Source organism: Taishania pollutisoli, assembly GCF_014518315.1.
Taxonomy (GTDB): Bacteria; Bacteroidota; Bacteroidia; order Flavobacteriales_D; family Crocinitomicaceae; genus Taishania; species Taishania pollutisoli.
Window position 1 is genome coordinate 240,586 of record NZ_JACVEL010000002.1, and the last position, 19,711, is coordinate 260,296.

At 42.3% G+C, this 19,711-nt stretch carries 19 protein-coding genes; 17 read left to right on the top strand and 2 right to left on the bottom strand.

The annotated features are described in order from the left end of the window. The first annotated feature begins 236 nt into the window (after positions 1 to 236). The 16 genes from H9Y05_RS04220 (at position 237) to H9Y05_RS04295 (ending at position 17,476) form a co-directional block, all read left to right on the top strand. The gene (locus H9Y05_RS04220; RefSeq protein WP_163490885.1) at positions 237 to 602 is read left to right on the top strand and encodes an NADH-quinone oxidoreductase subunit A; all 366 of its coding nucleotides are present in this window, start codon (positions 237 to 239) and stop codon (positions 600 to 602) included. Then, positions 590 to 1,150 (top strand): NADH-quinone oxidoreductase subunit B, encoded by a 561-nt coding sequence (locus H9Y05_RS04225; RefSeq protein WP_163490884.1) that lies wholly within the window; start codon positions 590 to 592, stop codon positions 1,148 to 1,150. The genes H9Y05_RS04220 and H9Y05_RS04225 overlap by 13 nt, the downstream gene beginning before the upstream one ends. Next, positions 1,140 to 1,655: an NADH-quinone oxidoreductase subunit C gene (locus tag H9Y05_RS04230; protein ID WP_163490883.1), complete on the top strand. Its 516-nt coding sequence runs from the start codon at positions 1,140 to 1,142 to the stop codon at positions 1,653 to 1,655. The genes H9Y05_RS04225 and H9Y05_RS04230 overlap by 11 nt, the downstream gene beginning before the upstream one ends. A 12-nt stretch (positions 1,656 to 1,667) precedes the next feature. After that, the gene (locus H9Y05_RS04235; protein WP_216713585.1) at positions 1,668 to 2,903 is read left to right on the top strand and encodes an NADH-quinone oxidoreductase subunit D; all 1,236 of its coding nucleotides are present in this window, start codon (positions 1,668 to 1,670) and stop codon (positions 2,901 to 2,903) included. Positions 2,904 to 2,905: 2 nt separating this feature from the next. Beyond that, positions 2,906 to 3,442 (top strand): NADH-quinone oxidoreductase subunit NuoE, encoded by a 537-nt coding sequence (nuoE, locus tag H9Y05_RS04240; protein WP_163490881.1) that lies wholly within the window; start codon positions 2,906 to 2,908, stop codon positions 3,440 to 3,442. After that, positions 3,442 to 4,779, top strand: coding sequence for an NADH-quinone oxidoreductase subunit NuoF (gene nuoF / locus H9Y05_RS04245; protein ID WP_163490880.1), 1,338 nt, complete (start codon positions 3,442 to 3,444; stop codon positions 4,777 to 4,779). The genes nuoE and nuoF overlap by 1 nt, the downstream gene beginning before the upstream one ends. Before the next feature lie 67 nt (positions 4,780 to 4,846). Continuing rightward, the gene (locus H9Y05_RS04250; RefSeq protein ID WP_163490879.1) at positions 4,847 to 5,821 is read left to right on the top strand and encodes a 2Fe-2S iron-sulfur cluster-binding protein; all 975 of its coding nucleotides are present in this window, start codon (positions 4,847 to 4,849) and stop codon (positions 5,819 to 5,821) included. Then, positions 5,821 to 6,966: an NADH-quinone oxidoreductase subunit NuoH gene (nuoH, locus tag H9Y05_RS04255; protein WP_163490878.1), complete on the top strand. Its 1,146-nt coding sequence runs from the start codon at positions 5,821 to 5,823 to the stop codon at positions 6,964 to 6,966. Before H9Y05_RS04250 ends, nuoH begins: the two co-directional genes overlap by 1 nt. Positions 6,967 to 6,971: 5 nt before the next feature. Continuing rightward, a complete protein-coding gene (locus tag H9Y05_RS04260) occupies positions 6,972 to 7,514 on the top strand; it encodes a NuoI/complex I 23 kDa subunit family protein (RefSeq protein WP_163490877.1) in 543 nt (180 codons plus the stop codon). Further along, positions 7,511 to 8,026 (top strand): NADH-quinone oxidoreductase subunit J family protein, encoded by a 516-nt coding sequence (locus H9Y05_RS04265; RefSeq protein WP_163490876.1) that lies wholly within the window; start codon positions 7,511 to 7,513, stop codon positions 8,024 to 8,026. The genes H9Y05_RS04260 and H9Y05_RS04265 overlap by 4 nt, the downstream gene beginning before the upstream one ends. A 3-nt stretch (positions 8,027 to 8,029) precedes the next feature. Then, positions 8,030 to 8,359 carry an NADH-quinone oxidoreductase subunit NuoK gene (gene nuoK, locus H9Y05_RS04270; protein WP_163490875.1) on the top strand — a complete coding sequence of 110 codons (330 nt, stop codon included), beginning with the start codon at positions 8,030 to 8,032 and terminating at the stop codon, positions 8,357 to 8,359. A 2-nt stretch (positions 8,360 to 8,361) separates the two neighbouring features. After that, positions 8,362 to 10,281, top strand: coding sequence for an NADH-quinone oxidoreductase subunit L (gene nuoL / locus H9Y05_RS04275; RefSeq protein ID WP_205729551.1), 1,920 nt, complete (start codon positions 8,362 to 8,364; stop codon positions 10,279 to 10,281). Between the two features lie 5 nt (positions 10,282 to 10,286). Beyond that, positions 10,287 to 11,726 (top strand): complex I subunit 4 family protein, encoded by a 1,440-nt coding sequence (locus tag H9Y05_RS04280; RefSeq protein WP_163490874.1) that lies wholly within the window; start codon positions 10,287 to 10,289, stop codon positions 11,724 to 11,726. Between the two features lie 12 nt (positions 11,727 to 11,738). After that, positions 11,739 to 13,112 (top strand): NADH-quinone oxidoreductase subunit N, encoded by a 1,374-nt coding sequence (locus H9Y05_RS04285; RefSeq protein ID WP_216713586.1) that lies wholly within the window; start codon positions 11,739 to 11,741, stop codon positions 13,110 to 13,112. A gap of 175 nt (positions 13,113 to 13,287) precedes the next feature. Then, positions 13,288 to 15,786: a T9SS type A sorting domain-containing protein gene (locus tag H9Y05_RS04290; protein WP_216713587.1), complete on the top strand. Its 2,499-nt coding sequence runs from the start codon at positions 13,288 to 13,290 to the stop codon at positions 15,784 to 15,786. Between the two features lie 145 nt (positions 15,787 to 15,931). Continuing rightward, positions 15,932 to 17,476: a glycine--tRNA ligase gene (locus H9Y05_RS04295; protein WP_163490871.1), complete on the top strand. Its 1,545-nt coding sequence runs from the start codon at positions 15,932 to 15,934 to the stop codon at positions 17,474 to 17,476. 80 nt (positions 17,477 to 17,556) lie between these two features. Here the strand turns inward: H9Y05_RS04295 and H9Y05_RS04300 are convergent, their stop codons facing one another. Together H9Y05_RS04300 and H9Y05_RS04305 are read right to left on the bottom strand one after the other, a co-directional pair. Continuing rightward, positions 17,557 to 18,750 carry an MFS transporter gene (locus H9Y05_RS04300; protein ID WP_216713588.1) on the bottom strand — a complete coding sequence of 398 codons (1,194 nt, stop codon included), beginning with the start codon at positions 18,748 to 18,750 and terminating at the stop codon, positions 17,557 to 17,559. A gap of 106 nt (positions 18,751 to 18,856) precedes the next feature. Next, a complete protein-coding gene (locus tag H9Y05_RS04305) occupies positions 18,857 to 19,009 on the bottom strand; it encodes a hypothetical protein (RefSeq protein WP_216713589.1) in 153 nt (50 codons plus the stop codon). Between the two features lie 248 nt (positions 19,010 to 19,257). Here H9Y05_RS04305 and H9Y05_RS04310 point away from each other — a divergent pair, with 248 nt between their 5' ends. Next, positions 19,258 to 19,668 carry a hypothetical protein gene (locus H9Y05_RS04310; protein ID WP_163490869.1) on the top strand — a complete coding sequence of 137 codons (411 nt, stop codon included), beginning with the start codon at positions 19,258 to 19,260 and terminating at the stop codon, positions 19,666 to 19,668. Positions 19,669 to 19,711 lie beyond the last annotated feature (43 nt).

Below are 19,711 nucleotides of genomic sequence, written 5' to 3' on the forward strand. Positions count from 1 at the left end.
GAATTTTCTTCCCGTTTTTTATTTTTACAGCGAAAAATCTTGCTGAAATCGTTATTTAGAATCTTTCTTATTAATTGGACTGACGGATTGTAATCCCTTGATAAATCGATGTATTTGAAAGGACTTATGGAGGCAATGGCTTCTAAAACAGATACCGGGGTAGATGACCTTTTTTAAATTCACTTGCAAAGATGTTAAGAAGTGCTAATTTTGTTGGATTATTATACTTAAATCTTATGTCAGACGTTCAAGATTATATTCCAATTGTCCTACAATCACTTGTCGTGCTTGCGTTTGTGGTTGGAACGTTGGTGTTTGCACCTAAATTAGGACCGAAATTAAGTTCAGCTAAAAAAGATGCGAACTGGGAGTGTGGAATCGAAGCAGACGGAAATGCACGTTTCCCGATTTCTGTTCGCTACTTTGTCATCGCTATTTTATTCGTACTATTTGATGTAGAAGTTATCTTCTTCTATCCGTATGCAGTTAATTTCCAGGCGTTACAACTGGAAGGATTAATGGCGGTATTGATTTTTGTAGGATTCTTCCTGACAGGATTTATATACGTACTTAAAAAAGGAGCGTTGGAATGGGAAAAATAACAGCTGAAGGAAATGTGGAAGCCATCAACTATGAAGGTTTCCAGTTAACACGATTGGATACAGTTATTGGCGCCGCAAGATCTAATTCTTTGTGGCCTTTGCCGTTTGCAACATCTTGCTGCGGAATCGAATACATGGCATCCATGGCACCTAATTACGACATTGCACGTTTTGGTATGGAACGGATGTCATTCTCTCCCCGCCAGGCGGATTTGTTAATTGTCGCAGGGACAATTTCCAAGAAATTAGCCCCGGTATTGCGTCAGGTGTACGAACAAATGTCAGAACCAAAATGGGTATTGTCTGTCGGAGCATGTGCTTCTTCAGGGGGGATCTTTGATACATATTCTGTATTGCAGGGGATTGACAGGGTTATCCCGGTGGACGTTTATGTTCCCGGATGTCCCCCGCGACCGGAACAAATCATTGACGGTATTATGAACATTCAGGCACTGGTGAAACATGAATCCCTTCGCAGAAGATATTCTCCTGAATACAAAGACCTGTTGGATAACTATAACATTGAAAACGACATCGATGGAAAGTAAATTGACAAATGAGCAGGTATTGACCGCGTTGCGTGAGCAATTCGGTGACGCTGTCGGGCAGGAAGAGCAGACAACGGATCACTACCTGAATGTATATGTGACTGCTGAATCAGTTCATGCGATGATCGAATGGTTGTACGCACATGGAGAATTTAAAGTGCAGTTCCTCACCAATATTACGGGAATTCACTTTCCCGATAACGATGAAGACCAGAAAATGGTTATTGTTTATCACCTGCACAGCTTGCAAAACAACTTCAGATTGCGCCTGAAAGCTTATTTGCCAATTGAAAATCCATCCATTCATACAATTACGGATATTTTTTCTGCAGCGAATTGGCTGGAAAGAGAAACATACGATTTCTTCGGAATCAATTTCGTCAATCACCCGAATCTCACACGTATCCTGAATGAAGACTCGATGGATTATTTCCCGATGAGAAAGGAGTATCACCTGGAGGATGAGACAAGACAAGATAAAGACAACCGCTTCTTCGGAAGATAGCATATAAGTGGTATGAGCGAAGACTTAGAGAAATATAAAGGAAGTAACGTTCCCGAAAAATGGGAATCCGATGACACGATCGAGGGCGAAATCGCCACGTTAAACTTAGGACCAACTCACCCTGCAACACACGGAATCTTTCAAAATGTATTGAAAGTTGACGGTGAAAAGATCTTGTCATCTGAGCAGACTGTTGGATACATCCACCGGGCGTTTGAAAAATTAGCGGAAAGAAGACCGTTTCACCAGATTACACCAATTACAGACCGGTTGAACTATTGTTCGTCTCCGATTAACAACATCGGATGGCACATGACCGTTGAAAAACTGGCTCAGATTGAAGTATCGAAACGGATTGATTACATGCGTGTGATCATCATGGAGCTGGCACGTATTGCAGACCACCTGGTGTGTAATTCGGTAATCGGAGTGGATACAGGAGCTTTAACAGGATTTACATGGATGTTCATCGAGCGTGAGCGAATCTACGACATGTATGAGCAGATTTGCGGAGCGCGTTTGACAACAAACATCGGACGCATTGGTGGATTTGAACGGGACTTTACTCCGAAATTCCACGAATTGATCAAAGATTTCCTGAAAACATTTCCGAAACGATTTGAAGAGTTCAACTCCATGTTGGACAGAAACCGGATCTTTATGGACCGTACAATCGGCGTGGGAGGAATTTCAAGCGAACGTGCATTGAATTACGGGTTTACAGGCCCTAATCTGCGTGCTGCGGGAATCGATTATGATGTACGTGTTCATTCTCCGTATTCTTCTTACCAGGATTTCGAATTTGATATTCCGGTAGGGACCGGAGGAGATACATACGACCGTTTCCAGGTACGCCAGGAAGAAGTTCGTCAAAGTTTGAGAATCATCAATCAGGCATACAATAATCTTCCGGAAGGAAATTACCATGCAGATGCTCCGGAGTTTTACTTGCCGAACAAAGCAGATGTATACAACAAAATGGAGGCATTGATTTACCACTTTAAAATCATCATGGGAGAAACACCTGTTCCGGCAGGAGAAGTATACCACAGTGTAGAAGGTGGAAATGGAGAATTGGGGTATTATTTAATCAGTGACGGAGGACGTACTCCATACCGATTACAGTTCAGACGACCTTGTTTTATTTACTACCAGGCATATCCTGAGATGATTACCGGCCAATCGCTTTCAGATGCGGTTGTTACATTGAGTAGTATGAATGTGATTGCAGGAGAATTGGACGCATAGTTATGAAAATAGAAATTACAGAGCAAAAAAGACCCGTTCTCAGCGAAGAAGCAAAAGCTGAGATTCAACGAGTAATCAAACAATATCCTGAAGGTCGTCAGAAAAGTGCGATCCTTCGCGTGATGCACATTGTAGAGGAAGAAGCCGGAGGATGGTTGAGCCCGGATACGATGGACATGATTGCAGAAATCCTGAGCATCGAGCCGATTGAAGTGTATGAGGTGGCAACATTTTATACCATGTTCAACCTGCAGCCTGTCGGGAAATATGTATTTGAAGTATGCCGTACCGGACCATGTATGTTGGTGGGGTCGGATAACATCATTACATACCTCGAAAATAAATTGAATATCAAAGTTGGTGAAACAACAACTGACGGAATGTTTACACTGAAAACAGCAGAGTGTCTCGGAGCGTGTGGTTACGGGCCGATGTTGCAGTGTGGAGAAGAATACCACGAGTATTTGACTCCTGAAAAAGTGGATGAATTAATTGAAGCTTGCCGCAGAGGTGAGATCAAAGGAAATAAAGTAGTCTGATGGGAAGAAAATTACTTTTAGAACATGCAGATGTTCCCGGCATTGAAACATTCGATGTGTACAGAAAACACGGGGGATATCGTTCGGTTGAAAAAGCATTGAAAACAATGTCACCGGAGGAAGTAGTGGAAGAGGTGAAAACCGCAACCTTAAAAGGTCGTGGAGGTGCCGGATTCCCTGCAGGAATGAAATGGTCGTTTATCGCGAAACCGGAAGGAGTTCCGAGGTATTTGCTGTGCAATGCAGATGAATCAGAACCGGGTACGTTCAAAGACCGTTACCTGATGCAGTACATCCCGCATTTGCTGATTGAGGGAATGATCGTTTCAAGTTATGCACTGGGTGCAAATCAAGCATACATCTACATTCGTGGAGAGTATATGTTTGTATTGCGCATTGTTGAGAAAGCAATTGCAGAAGCTTACGAAAAAGGATTTTTAGGAAAAAATATTTTAGGTTCCGGCTTTGACCTGGATTTGAGTATTGCTCCGGGAGGAGGTGCTTATATCTGCGGAGAAGAAACAGCACTGATTGAATCACTGGAAGGAAAACGTGGAAACCCACGTATGAAACCACCATTCCCGGCAGTACAGGGATTGTGGCAATGCCCGACAGTGGTTAACAATGTTGAAACATTGGCAACAGTCGTTCCGATCATCAACATGACGGCAGCTGAATACACGAAAATCGGTACCGAACAATCAAAAGGAACAAAATTAATTTCAGCAGGAGGAAACGTTGAAAGAGGTGGTGTTTATGAGATTGAACTGGGGCTCTCCGTTGAAGAATTTATATACGGAGATGAATGGTGTCGTGGAATCAAGAACGGTAAAAAAATGAAGGCATTGGTGCCGGGAGGTTCTTCCGTTCCGATTCTACCTGCACATTTAATTACAAAAACTGCAAACGGAGATACACGTCTGATGAGTTACGAATCCCTTTCTGACGGAGGTTTTGCTTCCGGATCCATGTTGGGATCAGGAGGATTCATCGTCTTTGATGAAGATCAGTGTATTGTGAGAAACACGTGGAATTTTGCCCGTTTTTATGCACATGAATCGTGCGGACAATGTTCACCATGCCGTGAAGGTACGGGCTGGATGGAAAAAGTATTGCACCGGATTGAGACAGGAAAAGGAAACATGCGTGACATTGACCTGTTGGCAGATATCAACAAGAAAATCGAAGGAAATACAATTTGTCCGTTAGGAGACGCTGCCGCATGGCCGGTAGCTGCTGCAATTCGTCATTTCCGAGAAGAATTTGAATGGCACGTAACACATCCGGAAGAAGCGGTAAAACGCAATTACGGAATGTTGAAAGGGGTAACAGCCTAACTCGCGATTTCAATCGTGAGCTAGATGAAATCCCGGTGGATACAATAATTTAATAAAATCAAAAGATATGGTCAAGGTAACCATTGATGGAATAGAAATAGAAGTAGAAGAAGGAACAACGATTCTCAACGCTGCCCGTCAGGTCGGTGGAGACATTGTTCCTCCTGCTATGTGTTACTACAGCAAGTTGGAAGGTAGCGGTGGGAAATGCAGAACGTGTCTGGTGGAAGTTGCTGCCGGTTCTGAACGGGATCCGCGCCCGATGCCCAAGCTGATGGTATCTTGTTCTACACAGGTGCAACACGGAATGGTGGTGAAAAATCTGACAAGCGACCGCGTGAAAGAAGCCCGCGCAGGAGTAACGGAATTCTTACTGGCAAATCACCCGCTGGATTGTCCTGTTTGTGACCAGGCAGGAGAATGTCACTTGCAGGATTTAGGATTTGAGAACGGGAAAGAAGGAACACGTTTCGAAGAAGAGAAGAGAACGTTCGCACCAAGAGATATCGGTGACAAAATCAAGTTGCACATGAACCGTTGTATTTTGTGTTACAGATGTGTCTACACGGCAAATCAGTTGACCAATAAACGTGTACATGGAGTCTTAAACAGAGGAGACCATGCGGAAATCAGTACATACATTGAAAAAGCATTGGATAACGAGTTTATCGGTAATGTCATTGACGTATGCCCGGTAGGAGCATTGACGGATAAAACATTCCGCTTTAAAAGTCGTGTATGGTTCCTTAAGCCGATGAATGCACACAGAGATTGTCCTACGTGTCAGGGAATTGCAACTGTTTGGATGTTTGGAAACGAGATTCAACGTGTTACAGGTCGAAAAGACGCTTATGGTGAAATTGAGACACACAATGGAAAGACAGCGTGGTTATGCAATACCTGCCGTTTTGAATCAAAAGATGTCGCTCAATGGACAATCGAAGGGCCACGTGTAATCAACCGTCATTCGGTTATTTCTCAGGGGCATTACGTGTTGAAGAACCCGTTGGAGGATAAGAGTACTGTTAAAAACTTGAAATAATGGATACAGGTTTACTAATTGAAAAAATTGTTTTAATTGTCCTTTTGTTTGCAGTTTCCCTGGGAGTTGCAGCGTATCTGACATTGTTGGAAAGAAAGGTGGCGGCATGGATGCAGGATCGTATCGGGCCGGACAGAGCAGGAAAGTGGGGATTGTTGCAGCCATTGGCTGACGGTGGAAAGCTCTTCTTCAAAGAAGATTTTATCCCGGCAAATGCAGACCGTTTTCTGTTTATCATCGGACCCGGATTGGCGATGGGATTTGCAATGATGACATCAGCAGTGATTCCGTGGGGACCAAACATTCAGGCATTCGGAAGAGATATCGCGTTACAGGTTGCAGATGTGAACATCGGAATTTTGTACATCATGGCATTGTCTTCCGTTGCAGTATACGGAATCATGATCGGAGGATGGGCATCCAATAACAAATACTCGTTGTTTTCTGCTATCCGTGCTTCTTCTCAGATGATTTCTTACGAATTGGCAATGGGAATTGCGATCATTACGGTTGTGTTGATGTCCGGAAGTTTAAGTTTGAGAGAAATCGTTGATGCACAACACGGATTCTGGAACGACGGATATTTTACATGGAATTTCTTCAAACAACCAATCGGTTTCATCGTATTCTTCGTATGTACGGTGGCTGAATTGAACAGAGCTCCTTTTGATATGGCAGAATGTGAGAGTGAGTTGATCACAGGTCACCACACGGAATACGGATCGATGAAAATGGGATTCTTCCTGTTTGCAGAATACGTGCACTTGTTCATTGGTTCCGCAGTAATCTCCGCATTGTACTTCGGAGGGTACAACTTCCCGTTCATGGACTATTTCTCCGGAAATACACTGGCAATCCTGGGAGTACTTGCATTTTTCGTAAAAACAGGATTCTTTATCTTCGTCATTATGTGGATTCGCTGGACATTACCGCGCTTCCGTTACGACCAGTTAATGGGATTGGGATGGAAGAAATTGATTCCGATTTCCATCGTAAACATGGTGATTACGGCTGTTGCTGTTGCATTTGCATCCGGTTGGTTCAGTACGGATAAGAAAGATCAGACGGAACCGGCTTCCGCTAAAATGGAAGTAGTGGCTGACAAGCAAAAATTAACCTTGAATCAATCAACGATAAAACACTAAGTGGTATGGAAAGTTTATCGAATAGAAAAAAGGTAGTCTCCGACAAGAAAATGACCTTTGTTGAAAGTTTGTACCTCCCGGCTATTTTTTCCGGGATGTCAAAATCATTCAAACACATGTTCAACAAACCGGCAACGGTTCGTTACCCGGAACAGGAACGAGAGTTTGCACCGGTGTACAGAGGAATGCACGTCTTGAAACGTGATGAGCAGGGACGTGAAAACTGTACCGCATGCGGACTGTGTGCAGTAGCATGTCCTGCTGAAGCAATTACGATGAAAGCAGCGGAAAGACAACCGGGAGAAGAACATCTATACCGCGAAGAAAAATATGCGGAAACATATGAAATCAATATGCTGCGCTGTATTTTCTGTGGGTTGTGTGAAGAAGCATGCCCGAAGGAGGCGGTTTTCCTTACAGACAGAATTGTACCTACAAATTTTGAACGCCAGCCGTTTGTGTATGGAAAAGATAAACTGGTAGAACCGGTTGATCAACGCGTAGATATTACAAACAGACAACATACAGGTAAAAGAGGAAACAAATGAGTAGCATAGAAATTATAGCATTAGCATTGGGAGCGTTGACCATCGCATCTGCGTTGATGGTCGTATTGAGCATGCACCCTGTCAGAAGTGTATTGTACCTGATTCTGACATTTTTCCTGATTTCAGCCAACTACGTATTGTTGAATGCGCAATTCCTGGCAATTGTAAACATCGTGGTATATGCCGGAGCCATTATGGTATTGTTCCTGTTCGTATTGATGTTGCTTAACCTGAGTAAAGACAACGAACCACGTGCATCAAATATCATGAAACTGGCAGCTTCGCTGGCGGCCGGAGCATTGGTAATTGTATTAGTTGCAGCGTTGAAAGATGCAATTTATCTTCCTGTTGTAGAAAATGTGCAGGGAAATAGTCAGGGACTGGTTGAAAACCTGGGGCAATTGTTATTTACAAAATACGTATTGCCGTTTGAAACTTCTTCAGTGTTGTTCATCGCAGCAATGGTAGGAGCAGTACTACTTTCGAAAAAAGAAAAACAAATAATAGACTAAGCAATGGTATTAGCGACAATGTTGAAATCTGGAGTGTCGTTGGAGTTTTATGTGATTCTCGCAACAATACTTTTCACGATTGGAGTTTTAGGAGTTTTAATCCGCAAAAATGCCATCATCATCCTGATGTGTGTGGAATTGATGCTGAATGCTGTAAACCTGTTGATGGTGGCGTTCTCAACGTACCACGGAACAGGAGATGCGCAGGTGTTCGTGTTCTTCATCATGGTTGTAGCAGCAGCTGAAGCAACTGTGGGACTTTCTATCCTTGTATTATTATACAGAAATAGAAAAACAGTGGATGTTGGAATGTTTAATAAATTAAAAGGATAAGTATGTCAGTGGAACAATTACTACCGCTCGTATTGTTACTACCTTTGATCGGAGGGTTTATAAACGGAGTGTTTGGAAACAAACTTCCGAAAGTTGTGGTCGGATCGCTTGCTACCTTGTTGGTTGCCGGATCGTTCTTCATCGCATTATCGATTTTCTTTCAGTTGGATCAAGCAGTTGAAGTGAAACTGTTTTCAATTATCTCCTTACCGGATTTAACATTGAACGCGAAATTACTGGCAGATAACTTATCCATCTGGATGACCTTGATCATCACAGGAATTGGTTCACTGATTCATTTGTTCTCCATGGGATACATGAGCCACGATCCGGGATATAGAAAATTCTTTACGTACCTGAACCTGTTTATTTTCTCGATGTTAATCCTTGTTCTGGGAAGCAACTATTTCATGTTGTTTTTCGGATGGGAAGGAGTAGGAATCTGTTCGTATTTATTGATCGGATTCCACTATGCGGATGAGCAAAAAGGATTCCTGAATGGTATTGCGGCACGAAAAGCATTCATCATGAACCGTGTCGGGGATTTGGGATTGTTGATCGGATTGTTCCTGTTGCTGATGCAGTTCGGAACATTGGAATATTCAGAAATTGCAGCAGTGGTAACGGCAGAAGATTTTGTAAACCCGACCTGGATGATGTTTGGAATTACCATGTGTTTGTTCATCGGAGCAACGGGTAAATCGGCACAGATTCCATTGTTCACGTGGTTACCGGATGCAATGGCGGGACCAACTCCGGTTTCAGCATTGATCCACGCGGCAACGATGGTAACGGCAGGGATCTTCTTGACGGTACGTTCCAATTACTTGTTTGAATTGGCTCCGGATACACAAAAGGTTATGCTGTACATTGGTTTGGCAACGTCATTGGTGGCGGCATTCATTGCCATGCGCCAGAACGATATCAAAAAAGTATTGGCGTATTCAACCGTTTCTCAGTTGGGATTGTTATTCGTAGCACTGGGACTGGGAGCTTATACAGCAGCAATGTTCCACGTTACGACACACGCATTCTTCAAAGCATTGTTGTTTCTCGGATCAGGTAGTGTCATTCACGCCATGTCTGACGAACAGGACATTCGTAAAATGGGAGGATTGAAAAAATACATTCCGGTGACGCACTGGACATTTTTGATCGGAACATTGGCCATTACTGGTTTCCCGTTGTTGTCCGGATTCTATTCAAAAGACGAAATTTTAGGATATGCGTTTGCTGAAAGCATTCCTTTGTACCTGATACTGATGTTCTCAGTATTACTGACAGCGATTTATATGTTCCGGATGTATTTCCTGGTATTCCACGGAGAGTTCAGAGGTTCGGATCACCAAAAACATCACTTGCACGAATCACCTGCAAACATGACTGTTCCGTTGATCATTTTGGCGATTCTTTCCGTATTCGGAGGTGTGTTGAATTTACCGGGCTTGTTCCTCCACGATCAGGCGCATTACATGACACATTTGTATGAACACAACGTTGCAGGGATGAATTTGATTCACATGGAACACTTACCTTCGAATACGATCATGGTATTGATGGCCGTAGCAGTGATTTCGTGTTTAGCTGTGCTGGCAATTTCCTATCAGGTATATGTCAAGAAAAAATCACTACCGAAAGAAGATGCACAATTGACAGGTTGGGAAAAAGTATCAGCCAACAAATTATATTTCGACGAAATCTACACGGCTCTTTTTGTAAAACCAATTGAATGGTTGTCTGAAAAAGGATACCGTTTCTTTGAAATCGTATTCCTGAACGGAATCGTTTTCGGAGTGGCAAAAGGATTTGAAACAGCAGGGGAGGTAGTGAAGAAATGGGAGTCCGGTCGGGTGAACTGGTATGTCCTCTGGATGGTTTCAGGAATTGTAGGATTGATTATTTATTACTTGGTTAAATTTTAAGCGTTTTGGAATTACTATTAATACCTTTCGTTTTCGCACTTGTTGCGATGATTATTCCTCAAAAAGCGGTTAGAGGATACGCATTGATCGGAGCTTTGGTTTCTGTGGTAGTTGGTGTTGTTCATGCAGTGAATTACGTTCCTTCAGCAGAATACTTTTCGATTGTAGAAGCATGTACAACAATGATGGGAGGCAAATTGCCGTTCTTCATGAAATACGGATACGACGGAATCGGATTGACGATGGTCTTGCTGACAAATGTCATTGTATTCCTGATCTTGCTGAGTAATTACGATAATCAATCAATTGCCGCATCGAAAAAGTTTGTCGCATTGGTGTTTTTCATGCAGTTCGCCTTGCTGGGAGTGTTCTTATCATTGGATGGGTTGCTGTTCTACATCTTCTGGGAATTGTCATTAATCCCGGTGTTCCTGATCTTCTTGTGGTTCGGAGCAAAAGGAAAGCGAAGAGCGTTGATGAAATTCTTCATTTATACCTTTATCGGATCATTGGCAATGTTGTTCTCATTGATTTATATCCGTTCGTACGCACCTTCTTTCGCGATCGAAGACTTGGTTGCTGCTCAATTGACAACCGTTTCCGCTCTTTGGGTGTTCGGAGGATTCTTTATTGCATTCGCAGTAAAAATTCCATTGTTTCCATTTCATACATGGCAACCTGAAACATATACAAAATCGCCGATGGCGGGAACCATGTTGTTGGGTGCATTAATGCTGAAAATGGCCTTGTTCGGAATGATTCGCTGGATGATTCCGTTAGCACCTGAAGCATTGCACTGCATGACAGAGGTAATTGTAATACTGGGGGGTATAGGAGTTATTTATGCAGCGATTATTGCAATCAAGCAAAACGATATGAAAACGTTGTTTGCATACGCGTCGATTTCTCACGTAGGATTGATTGCAGCAGGAATCATTGTTTTGAGTCTGGATGCATTGACAGGAGCAATGGTACAGATTGTAAACCACTCATTTGTTGCCGTTGGTTTGTTCCTGGCAGCAGATATCATTGACAGAAGATTGGGGCACAGAAATTTATTGGAATTGGGAGGAATTGCGCAGCAAGCGCCCAAATTTGCATTCTGGTTTGCAGTCATCATTTTTGCGGGAGTATCTGTTCCGTTGACAAGCGGATTCATCGGAGAATTCCTGTTGATAAAAGGAATTTATGGATACAACTGGATGTACGGAGTACTGATCGGTACAACCTTGATCCTGGCATGTGTGTATTCATTCAGAGCATACCAGTTGAGTATGTTCGGTCCTTCAAAAGGATTTGAATTTCCAGACCTGACATGGGCAGAATGGTTGTCGTTCTTCATCGTGGCAATTGTGGTTGTTTTCTTAGGGGTATACCCGCAATTCCTGATTGACATGGTAGAACCGGGCTTGCAAAAATTGATAGAAATCGTAAACGTTAAATAATCGCACAGAGATATGTTGGCTTTAATTATTTTATTTTTAACGGCATTAGTTACCTTATTTGTAGGATTTGCAAAGAAGCCGTTATTGACCTTATCACTATCCGTTTTAGGGTTGTTGGGTACAGCAGCAGCGTTGATCTGTCAGTGGTACCATCCTTCCGACTTTTTAAGTTCATATGAAGGGGTAAATATGGATGGATTTGCAATTCTCTTCTCACTGGTTGCAATTATTTTCACAATTCTGATCATTTTCTCCGGGTTTGAACAATTCAAATCACGACTGGATCACACAGCGGATTACATCGGATTGCTGATTTTTTCTCTTTTTGGAGCAATTGTTATGGTTTCATTCCAGGATATGTTTATGTTCTTTTTGGGATTGGAAATTTTGTCCATTCCGATCTATGTAATGGCAGGAGCCAGAAAAGACGATCCGCTTTCGTCCGAATCTTCCCTGAAGTATTTTATTACGGGAGCATTCGCAACGGGAATCCTGTTATTTGGAATCGCATGGTTGTATGGAGCGACGGGAACATTCAAAATCTATGAAATCCAACAATTCTTCATGGAAGCGGAACAGATCAGTTCATTGGCGTATGTAGGTTTGTTATTTATCTTGTCTGCATTCTTGTTTAAGATCGGTGCGGCACCTTTCCACTTTTGGAGTCCGGACGTATACGATGGAGCACCTGCTCCGGTGACAGGATTCATGGCTGCAGTTGTTAAATTAGGAGCATTCGGTGCGTTCATTAAATTGTTTACCATTGCGTTTTCCGAATTATACGATTTCTGGATGCCGGCATTGACATTCCTGGCGATACTGACGATGTTTGTCGGAAACCTTTCAGCAATCCGTCAGGTGCGGTTCAAACGCTTGTTGGCATATTCAAGTATTGCACACGTCGGATACTCCCTGATCACGATGGTCGTATTGACAAACAACAGCGCATTGAATCTGTGGTATTACTTGTTCTCCTATGGATTTGCAACAATTGCATTGATCACGGTACAGATGATTGTAAACGACCGGGAAGACCGCATTGAAGCCTTTAAAGGATTGGGGCGTGCCAATCCGTTTGTTGGTTTTGTTGCAGTAGTTGCATTGCTTGCTCTTGCCGGAGTTCCACCATTGATGGGGTTCTTCGGGAAGTTCCTGATCTTTGCGGATGCCATTTCTCAAAACCCGGCACTGATTGCTGTTGCACTTCTGAACTCCGGGATCGGTATTTTCTATTACCTGAGAACAGTGATTGTTATTCTTCAGAAACCAGGTGTTGACAATGAAATTGAACAGTCAGAGTTTAAGACCACACCATTGCAATTGATTGTGCTGGGAATTTGTGTTCTTGCTATGTTGTTCGGAGGAGGATTGTTGATGGTGCATTAACCGACTGATAAAAAGATATGAAAAGCCCGTGTTTACGGGCTTTTTTGTTTTTTGCACACATTGTTTTTTTTAACAGTAAATTAATGATTTGTTGTTATTTTTTAAATCGACTGTAGACAGATAGTTGTTTAAGTCATTTAGTTTTAGTTTATTTGTCTCATTATCTAAATTAACTATGAAAAATAATTTACTATTTGCGGGAGCCCTGTTATGTGGCTTAAGCTTTACTGGTTTTGCTCAAACAAACCAAAAAACAGTAGGAACTGCTACATTGAACGTTAATCAGATGCATAACCGTTCAGCAATTGATCCTAATCAACCCAAAACGATTCAATGTGTTGATACATTGCATTATTCATTCTTGAAACAACAACAACTTGGTCCTAACGGACTTAGTGGATTTAGTACGTTTTCTCTGTGGCAATCAGATGCTGAATCTGTTTCTCAAATGTTTTTCGGGTATGCAGGAATGCAGATAAGAGGAGTAGAAATTTTAGGTTTTCGCTCTACGAATGTTAATGCAGCTCCAACAGTTGTTGTTCGGGCATCTATTTACAATGTAGATGGGACAAATACTCCTACAGGAACAGCTTTGGGAAGTGGTTCTGTTACGATCACAAGTACGACACAAGCTTTTTATTCAATTAACTTTTCTTCTCCAATCAGTGTAACAGGAAACTATGCAGTTGTTTTAGATGTAACGAATGCAGGAGGAATCTATACGTCGTTTTATAACAGCGCAGCACCTGGCCAGATCATAGACGAAAACTTGACACGTTTTAAATCCAATGACGCTACTTTAGGTAGTAATGGAAACTGGATTGCGATGACATCCATTACAGGTTTGGGGCAAACTGTTGATTTTGAGCCGATCGTTGCGCCTTTTGTTTCTTACCAAATCAATACAACAGCTACCGTTACTCCTACAACGGCTTGTCTTGGAACACCGGTTACATTGACAAATACAACAACAACTCCTCAACTGGGGAACAGAATGTACAATTATTCAAAATACCGTCAATACTTTGGATTTACGACAAATGACTCTACATATGTATGGGACGTAGATAACGATGCAAACCCTGCAACAACACCTGCAGCCGATCTTATCTGGACAGGAAATACGACACATACTTATGCAGCTGCCGGGACATTCTCTCCGGATATCATTTCATTGGGTGGTTTTATAAATTCATGTTTGGATTTTCAATCACATTCAGTTACAATCAACCCGGTTGACAACGCAGCATTCTCGTATGCTTCTTCAACAATCTGTGAAGGATCAGCAAACGTAACACCGGCTTCCGTGGCAACAGCAGGAGGAACATTCTCTTCTACTTCAGGATTGGTATTTGCAAATGCAACAACAGGAGAAATTGATGTGGCAGGAAGTACATCAGGTGCATACACGGTTACGTATACAACAGCTGGTGCTTGCCCGAGTACGTCTACACAAAACCTTACAATTACCAGTGCTCCTGATGCAACGTTCTCCTATGCACAAACAGGTTACTGTACGACAGGAACGAACCCTTCACCGGTATTGACAGGTAGTGCGGGAACGTTTACATCTTCACCAGCTGGTTTGTCTATCAACGCAACAACAGGTGCGATTAACCTGGCAGGAAGTACAGCAGGAACATACGATGTGACGAACACAATTGCAGCTTCAGGAGCGTGTCCTGCTGCGACTGAAACAGTACAGGTAACGGTTACAACTGCTTCTAACGCAGCATTTACATATCCTGCATCTACTTACTGTTTAAGCGCTGCGAACCCGTCTCCGGCAATTACAGGTACAGCGGGAACATTTACGGCGGCTCCTGCGGGATTGACTGTGAACGGAACAACAGGTATTGTTGACCTGACAGCAAGTACAGCGGGAACATATACGGTTACAAATACAGTTGCAGCTTCAGGAGCTTGTCCTGCAGCAACAACAAATGTACAAATTACAGTTACAGCAAATCCAAATGCGTCATTCTCGTACGCAGAAACAAATTACTGTCCTACAGGAACAGCAACTCCTGTAATTGCAGGAACAGCAGGTGCATTTACAGCATCTCCTGCAGGATTGACAGTGAACGGATCAACAGGTGTTGTAAACCTTGCAACAAGTACAGCAGGAACATATACAATTACAAATACGATTGCGGCAACTGCGACATGTGCGGCAGCTATCGAAACAACGACAGTAACAGTTGATGCTGCTCCGACAGCTGCGGTAACTGTTTCCGGAGCTACAATTACAGCGACAGAAGCAACAGGTGTAACATACCAGTGGATCAACTGTGCAGGAAACACTCCAATCGCAGGAGAAACAAACCAAACATTCACAGCGACAGCAAATGGAAACTATGCAGTGATCGTTTCAAATGGTGATTGTTCAACAACATCTGCATGTCAGGCGATTTCAGGATTGGGAATCGAAGACAATTCAATTGAATTGATTTCAGTGTACCCGAACCCGGCAGAAAATACAATTACAATCAGTGGATTGACAGCTGCAAAAGCAGTTATCTCAGTTGTAGATGTGAACGGTCGTTTATTGATCTCTGAAACAACTTCTGCAACAACATTGGAAGTGTCAGTACGTGATTTCGAAGCAGGTGTTTACTTTATCCAGGTAGCATCTGACTCCATCAACGGAACAAAACGATTCATCAAGAAGTAATTTTTTAAATCACTTATATGAAAACGGGACGATCGTCAGGTCGTCCCGTTTTTTATTGCAATTTCCCAATCTTTCAATTTCAGGGGCTTTCAAACTTCCAATTTCTGGCTATATTTGCACCATTAAAATTTCATTGATTTTCACCATGGAACAAAAAGAAGACAAATTAAAAGACGTTATTTCCCACGCGAAAGAATACGGGTATGTATTCCCTTCATCAGAAATTTATGATGGTTTGGCAGCTGCTTATGATTATGGACAATTGGGAGCAGAACTGAAAAATAACATCAAACAATATTGGTGGAAGTCCATGGTGCAATTGCATGAAAACATTGTCGGAATAGATGCGTCTATTTTCATGCACCCGACAACGTGGAAAGCTTCCGGACACGTTGATGCATTTAACGACCCGTTGATCGATAACAAAGATTCAAAAAAGCGGTACCGTGCCGATGTGTTGATTGAAGAACACATTGAAAAATACGTTCAGAAGAACAATAAAGAAATTGAAAAGGCGAAAAAGAAATTCGGAGATGCATTCGACGAAGTTCAATTCGTCGCAACCAATCCCAACGTTGTACGCAATACTGCAAAGATCAGAGAGATCGAAGACAGAATGCGTGAAACATTAGAAAACAACGACCTGGAAGGTGTTTACAACCTGATCATGGACCTGGAAATCGTTTGCCCGATTTCAGGTACGAAAAACTGGACGGAAGTGCGTCAGTTCAACCTGATGTTTTCTACTGAGTTAGGTTCCGTTGCCGGAGATGCTTCCAAAATCTATCTCCGACCGGAAACAGCACAAGGGATTTTTGTGAATTTTCTGAATGTTCAAAAATCAGGACGCATGAAAGTTCCTTTTGGAATTGCCCAAATCGGTAAGGCATTCCGAAACGAGATCATTGCACGTCAGTTTATTTTTCGTATGCGCGAATTTGAGCAAATGGAAATGCAGTTCTTTGTTCGTCCGGGAGAAGAATTAAAATGGTATGAATACTGGAAAGAAACACGCAGAAAATGGCATTTGGCACTTGGATTGGGTGCAGAGAAATACCGGTTCCACGATCACATTAAACTGGCACATTATGCGAATGCTGCTGCCGATATCGAATTTGATTTCCCAATGGGATTCAAAGAACTGGAAGGAATTCACTCGCGTACGGATTTTGATTTGAAACAACACGAACAATTCTCCGGAAAAAAACTACAATACTTTGATCCTGAACTGAACCAAAATTACATTCCATATGTTGTAGAGACATCTGTCGGATTGGATCGTTTGTTTTTGGCAGTATTGAGCGCTTCCCTGAAAAATGAAGTACTGGAAGACGGATCAGAACGGGTCGTATTGTCACTTCCCCCGGCATTGGCTCCATACAAAGTTGCAGTAATGCCGTTGACGAAAAAAGACGGATTACCTGAAAAAGCACAGGAAATATTCAACTCCCTGCGCATGGATTTCAGTTGCCAGTACGATGAAAAAGATTCTCCGGGAAAACGGTACCGCCGTCAGGATGCCATCGGAACACCATATTCTATCATGGTCGACCACCAGACATTGGAAGACAATACGGTAACGATCCGCGACAGAGATACCATGTTGCAGGAGCGCGTAGCGATTGCAGATTTACACCGGGTAATCGATCAAAAGGTAAACTTCAGATCTTTATTGCAGCAGTTGCTGTAAATACATCTAACTAGATTTAGAAAGCCTCTGTATTCTTTGTGAATGCAGAGGCTTTTTTTATTAAAAAGATGCTTGAAAATTTAACTTTTGAAGGTGTTGAACACTTTACTCCTTCCAACGATAATTACCATTGCCAGTCCGAACAGAGAAAATAAGGTAAATGACCAACTCAGGTTGAACAATTCAGCAATGTAACCGATTAATGGCGGACCCATCAAAAAACCTAAGAAACTGATGCTGGAAACCAGGGCGAGGGCCATTCCCGGAGAAATAGACGGGTGTTTCCCCGCCAGACTGTAAACCGTCGGGACGCAGCAGGCAACTCCTAATCCGACGAGCATAAAACTGATGGTTGCCACAACAAGATTTGGAAATACAACAGAGGAGATCATGCCGATAAACATTAAACTTCCGCTGATCATGAGTACTTTTTTATAACCGAAGCGGGTTACCATAAAGTCGCCGATGAACCGTCCGGTAGCCATCATGATCATGAATGCGGTATATCCCAGGATTATCAGTTTTTCCGGTGCGTTGACAATTTCCTGGAAATAGACACCGCTCCAGTCAAACATGGCTCCTTCTGTTGCCATACTGAAGAACCCGATAATCCCCAGCTGAATCAGAATCCGATCTGGTCGGAACCGTTCTTTTCCGGATTGATTTTCGGGTTGTACATCCTGGGGTAAGAGGTAGCGGACATTCCACAATGTGTTAACAATTAAGATTCCCAAAATGAACAGGAAATGAGTTAGTGTACTCAGGTTGAATTGCAGGGTAATTAGCCCGATCAATGCACCTGTAAACCCGGCAAGACTCCATCCGCCGTGAAAGGTCGTCATGATGGATTTACCGTAGAGTTTCTCAACACCTACCGCTTGTGTGTTGACGGCAATGTTGCACATGTTACTGGCAATACCGAATGCCATCAGTATCGGTGCCAGTATGTAAATAGAGGTTGCAAAAGAAATGCTTACCAAAAGCGATCCGTAAATCAGGCACATCATAGAAAGCACTTTTGCACTGCCAAAACGGGTAACCAGTTTTCCGGAGAGGGGAAGGGTGAATAATTGACCCAGCGGAAGCATCAGTAACATGGTGCCGAGTTGTCCTTCCGAAAGACCTAAATCGGCTTTGATCGTCGGAATACGGCTTGCCCAGGAAGCAAATGTAATACCCGTACAGCAGAAATAACTGAAAACGGCTAAGCGGTAACGTTTGTTGGAAATAGTGGAGGGATCGTGTGCAGGTGTGTCGGAAATCACGTTGGACATGTTGTTGAAAAAACTGCAAAGTTAATGGAAAGTTTTGATCTGTCGAATACACTGAGATAAAGGAATTGTTATTGTTTTTAAGCTTATCCAGACCAGTTTTTTGTACTTATCTGCAGATCGTACCGTCCCCTTTATGAGTGATTTCCTGATAGCAGTTGGTCACAAATGTGATTGTATAAAAATAAACTCCTTCAGGAGCAGGGAGCTCCATTCTGATTATTTCCGTCCCATCCTGAATTTTGGATGCGATATGAATCATTTCCCATCTGTTCAATATTGTTAATTCTCATTCAATGACATCAATGGCTTCAATGGGAATGAAGTAATCGTTTGTAAAGAGCTGAACCATGGATCCATCTTGTGCGAATTATAGAACAGATTTATGATCAGTTAACTAACGAATTTGTTTTTCAATCTGTTGGTTGGCAAACTTGTTTTTATGTTATTTTTACTGCTCATGGAAGAGCTGTGGAAAATAAGATCGCCGAAAAACAATAAACAACATAAATGAATCATGCTGAAGAATTGAAACATGCCGCTGAAAAACTTGCCTTAGACTATGAATTGTTAACCGGAGAAACTGCAGCTGCAATTATTAATACAAGTTTTGAAAAATTTGAACCGTTCAGAAGACAAGGTCACCTGGGAATTATGCATGAACGATCGGTCAAGTTGAAATTAAGTGAGCATGAATACACATTTTCTGAACAATTAAATGACGAACCCTTGTTGGTGTTTTTTGAGCAGACACGTGAAAATGTTGCTGTTGTTTTTAAACTCTTCAAAGGCCGATATTTTTGTCAATTGTTGGAAGAGTGCTATGGTATGGAATATTTTCTGACGAATACACACATGGATTACCTGATCGCAGTAAATTGGTATACCATTGAAATCGTAGATAATGACAATTTCTTATGAGAATGTATAGAAACTACCACGTAAAATGATAGTAATTTAATAG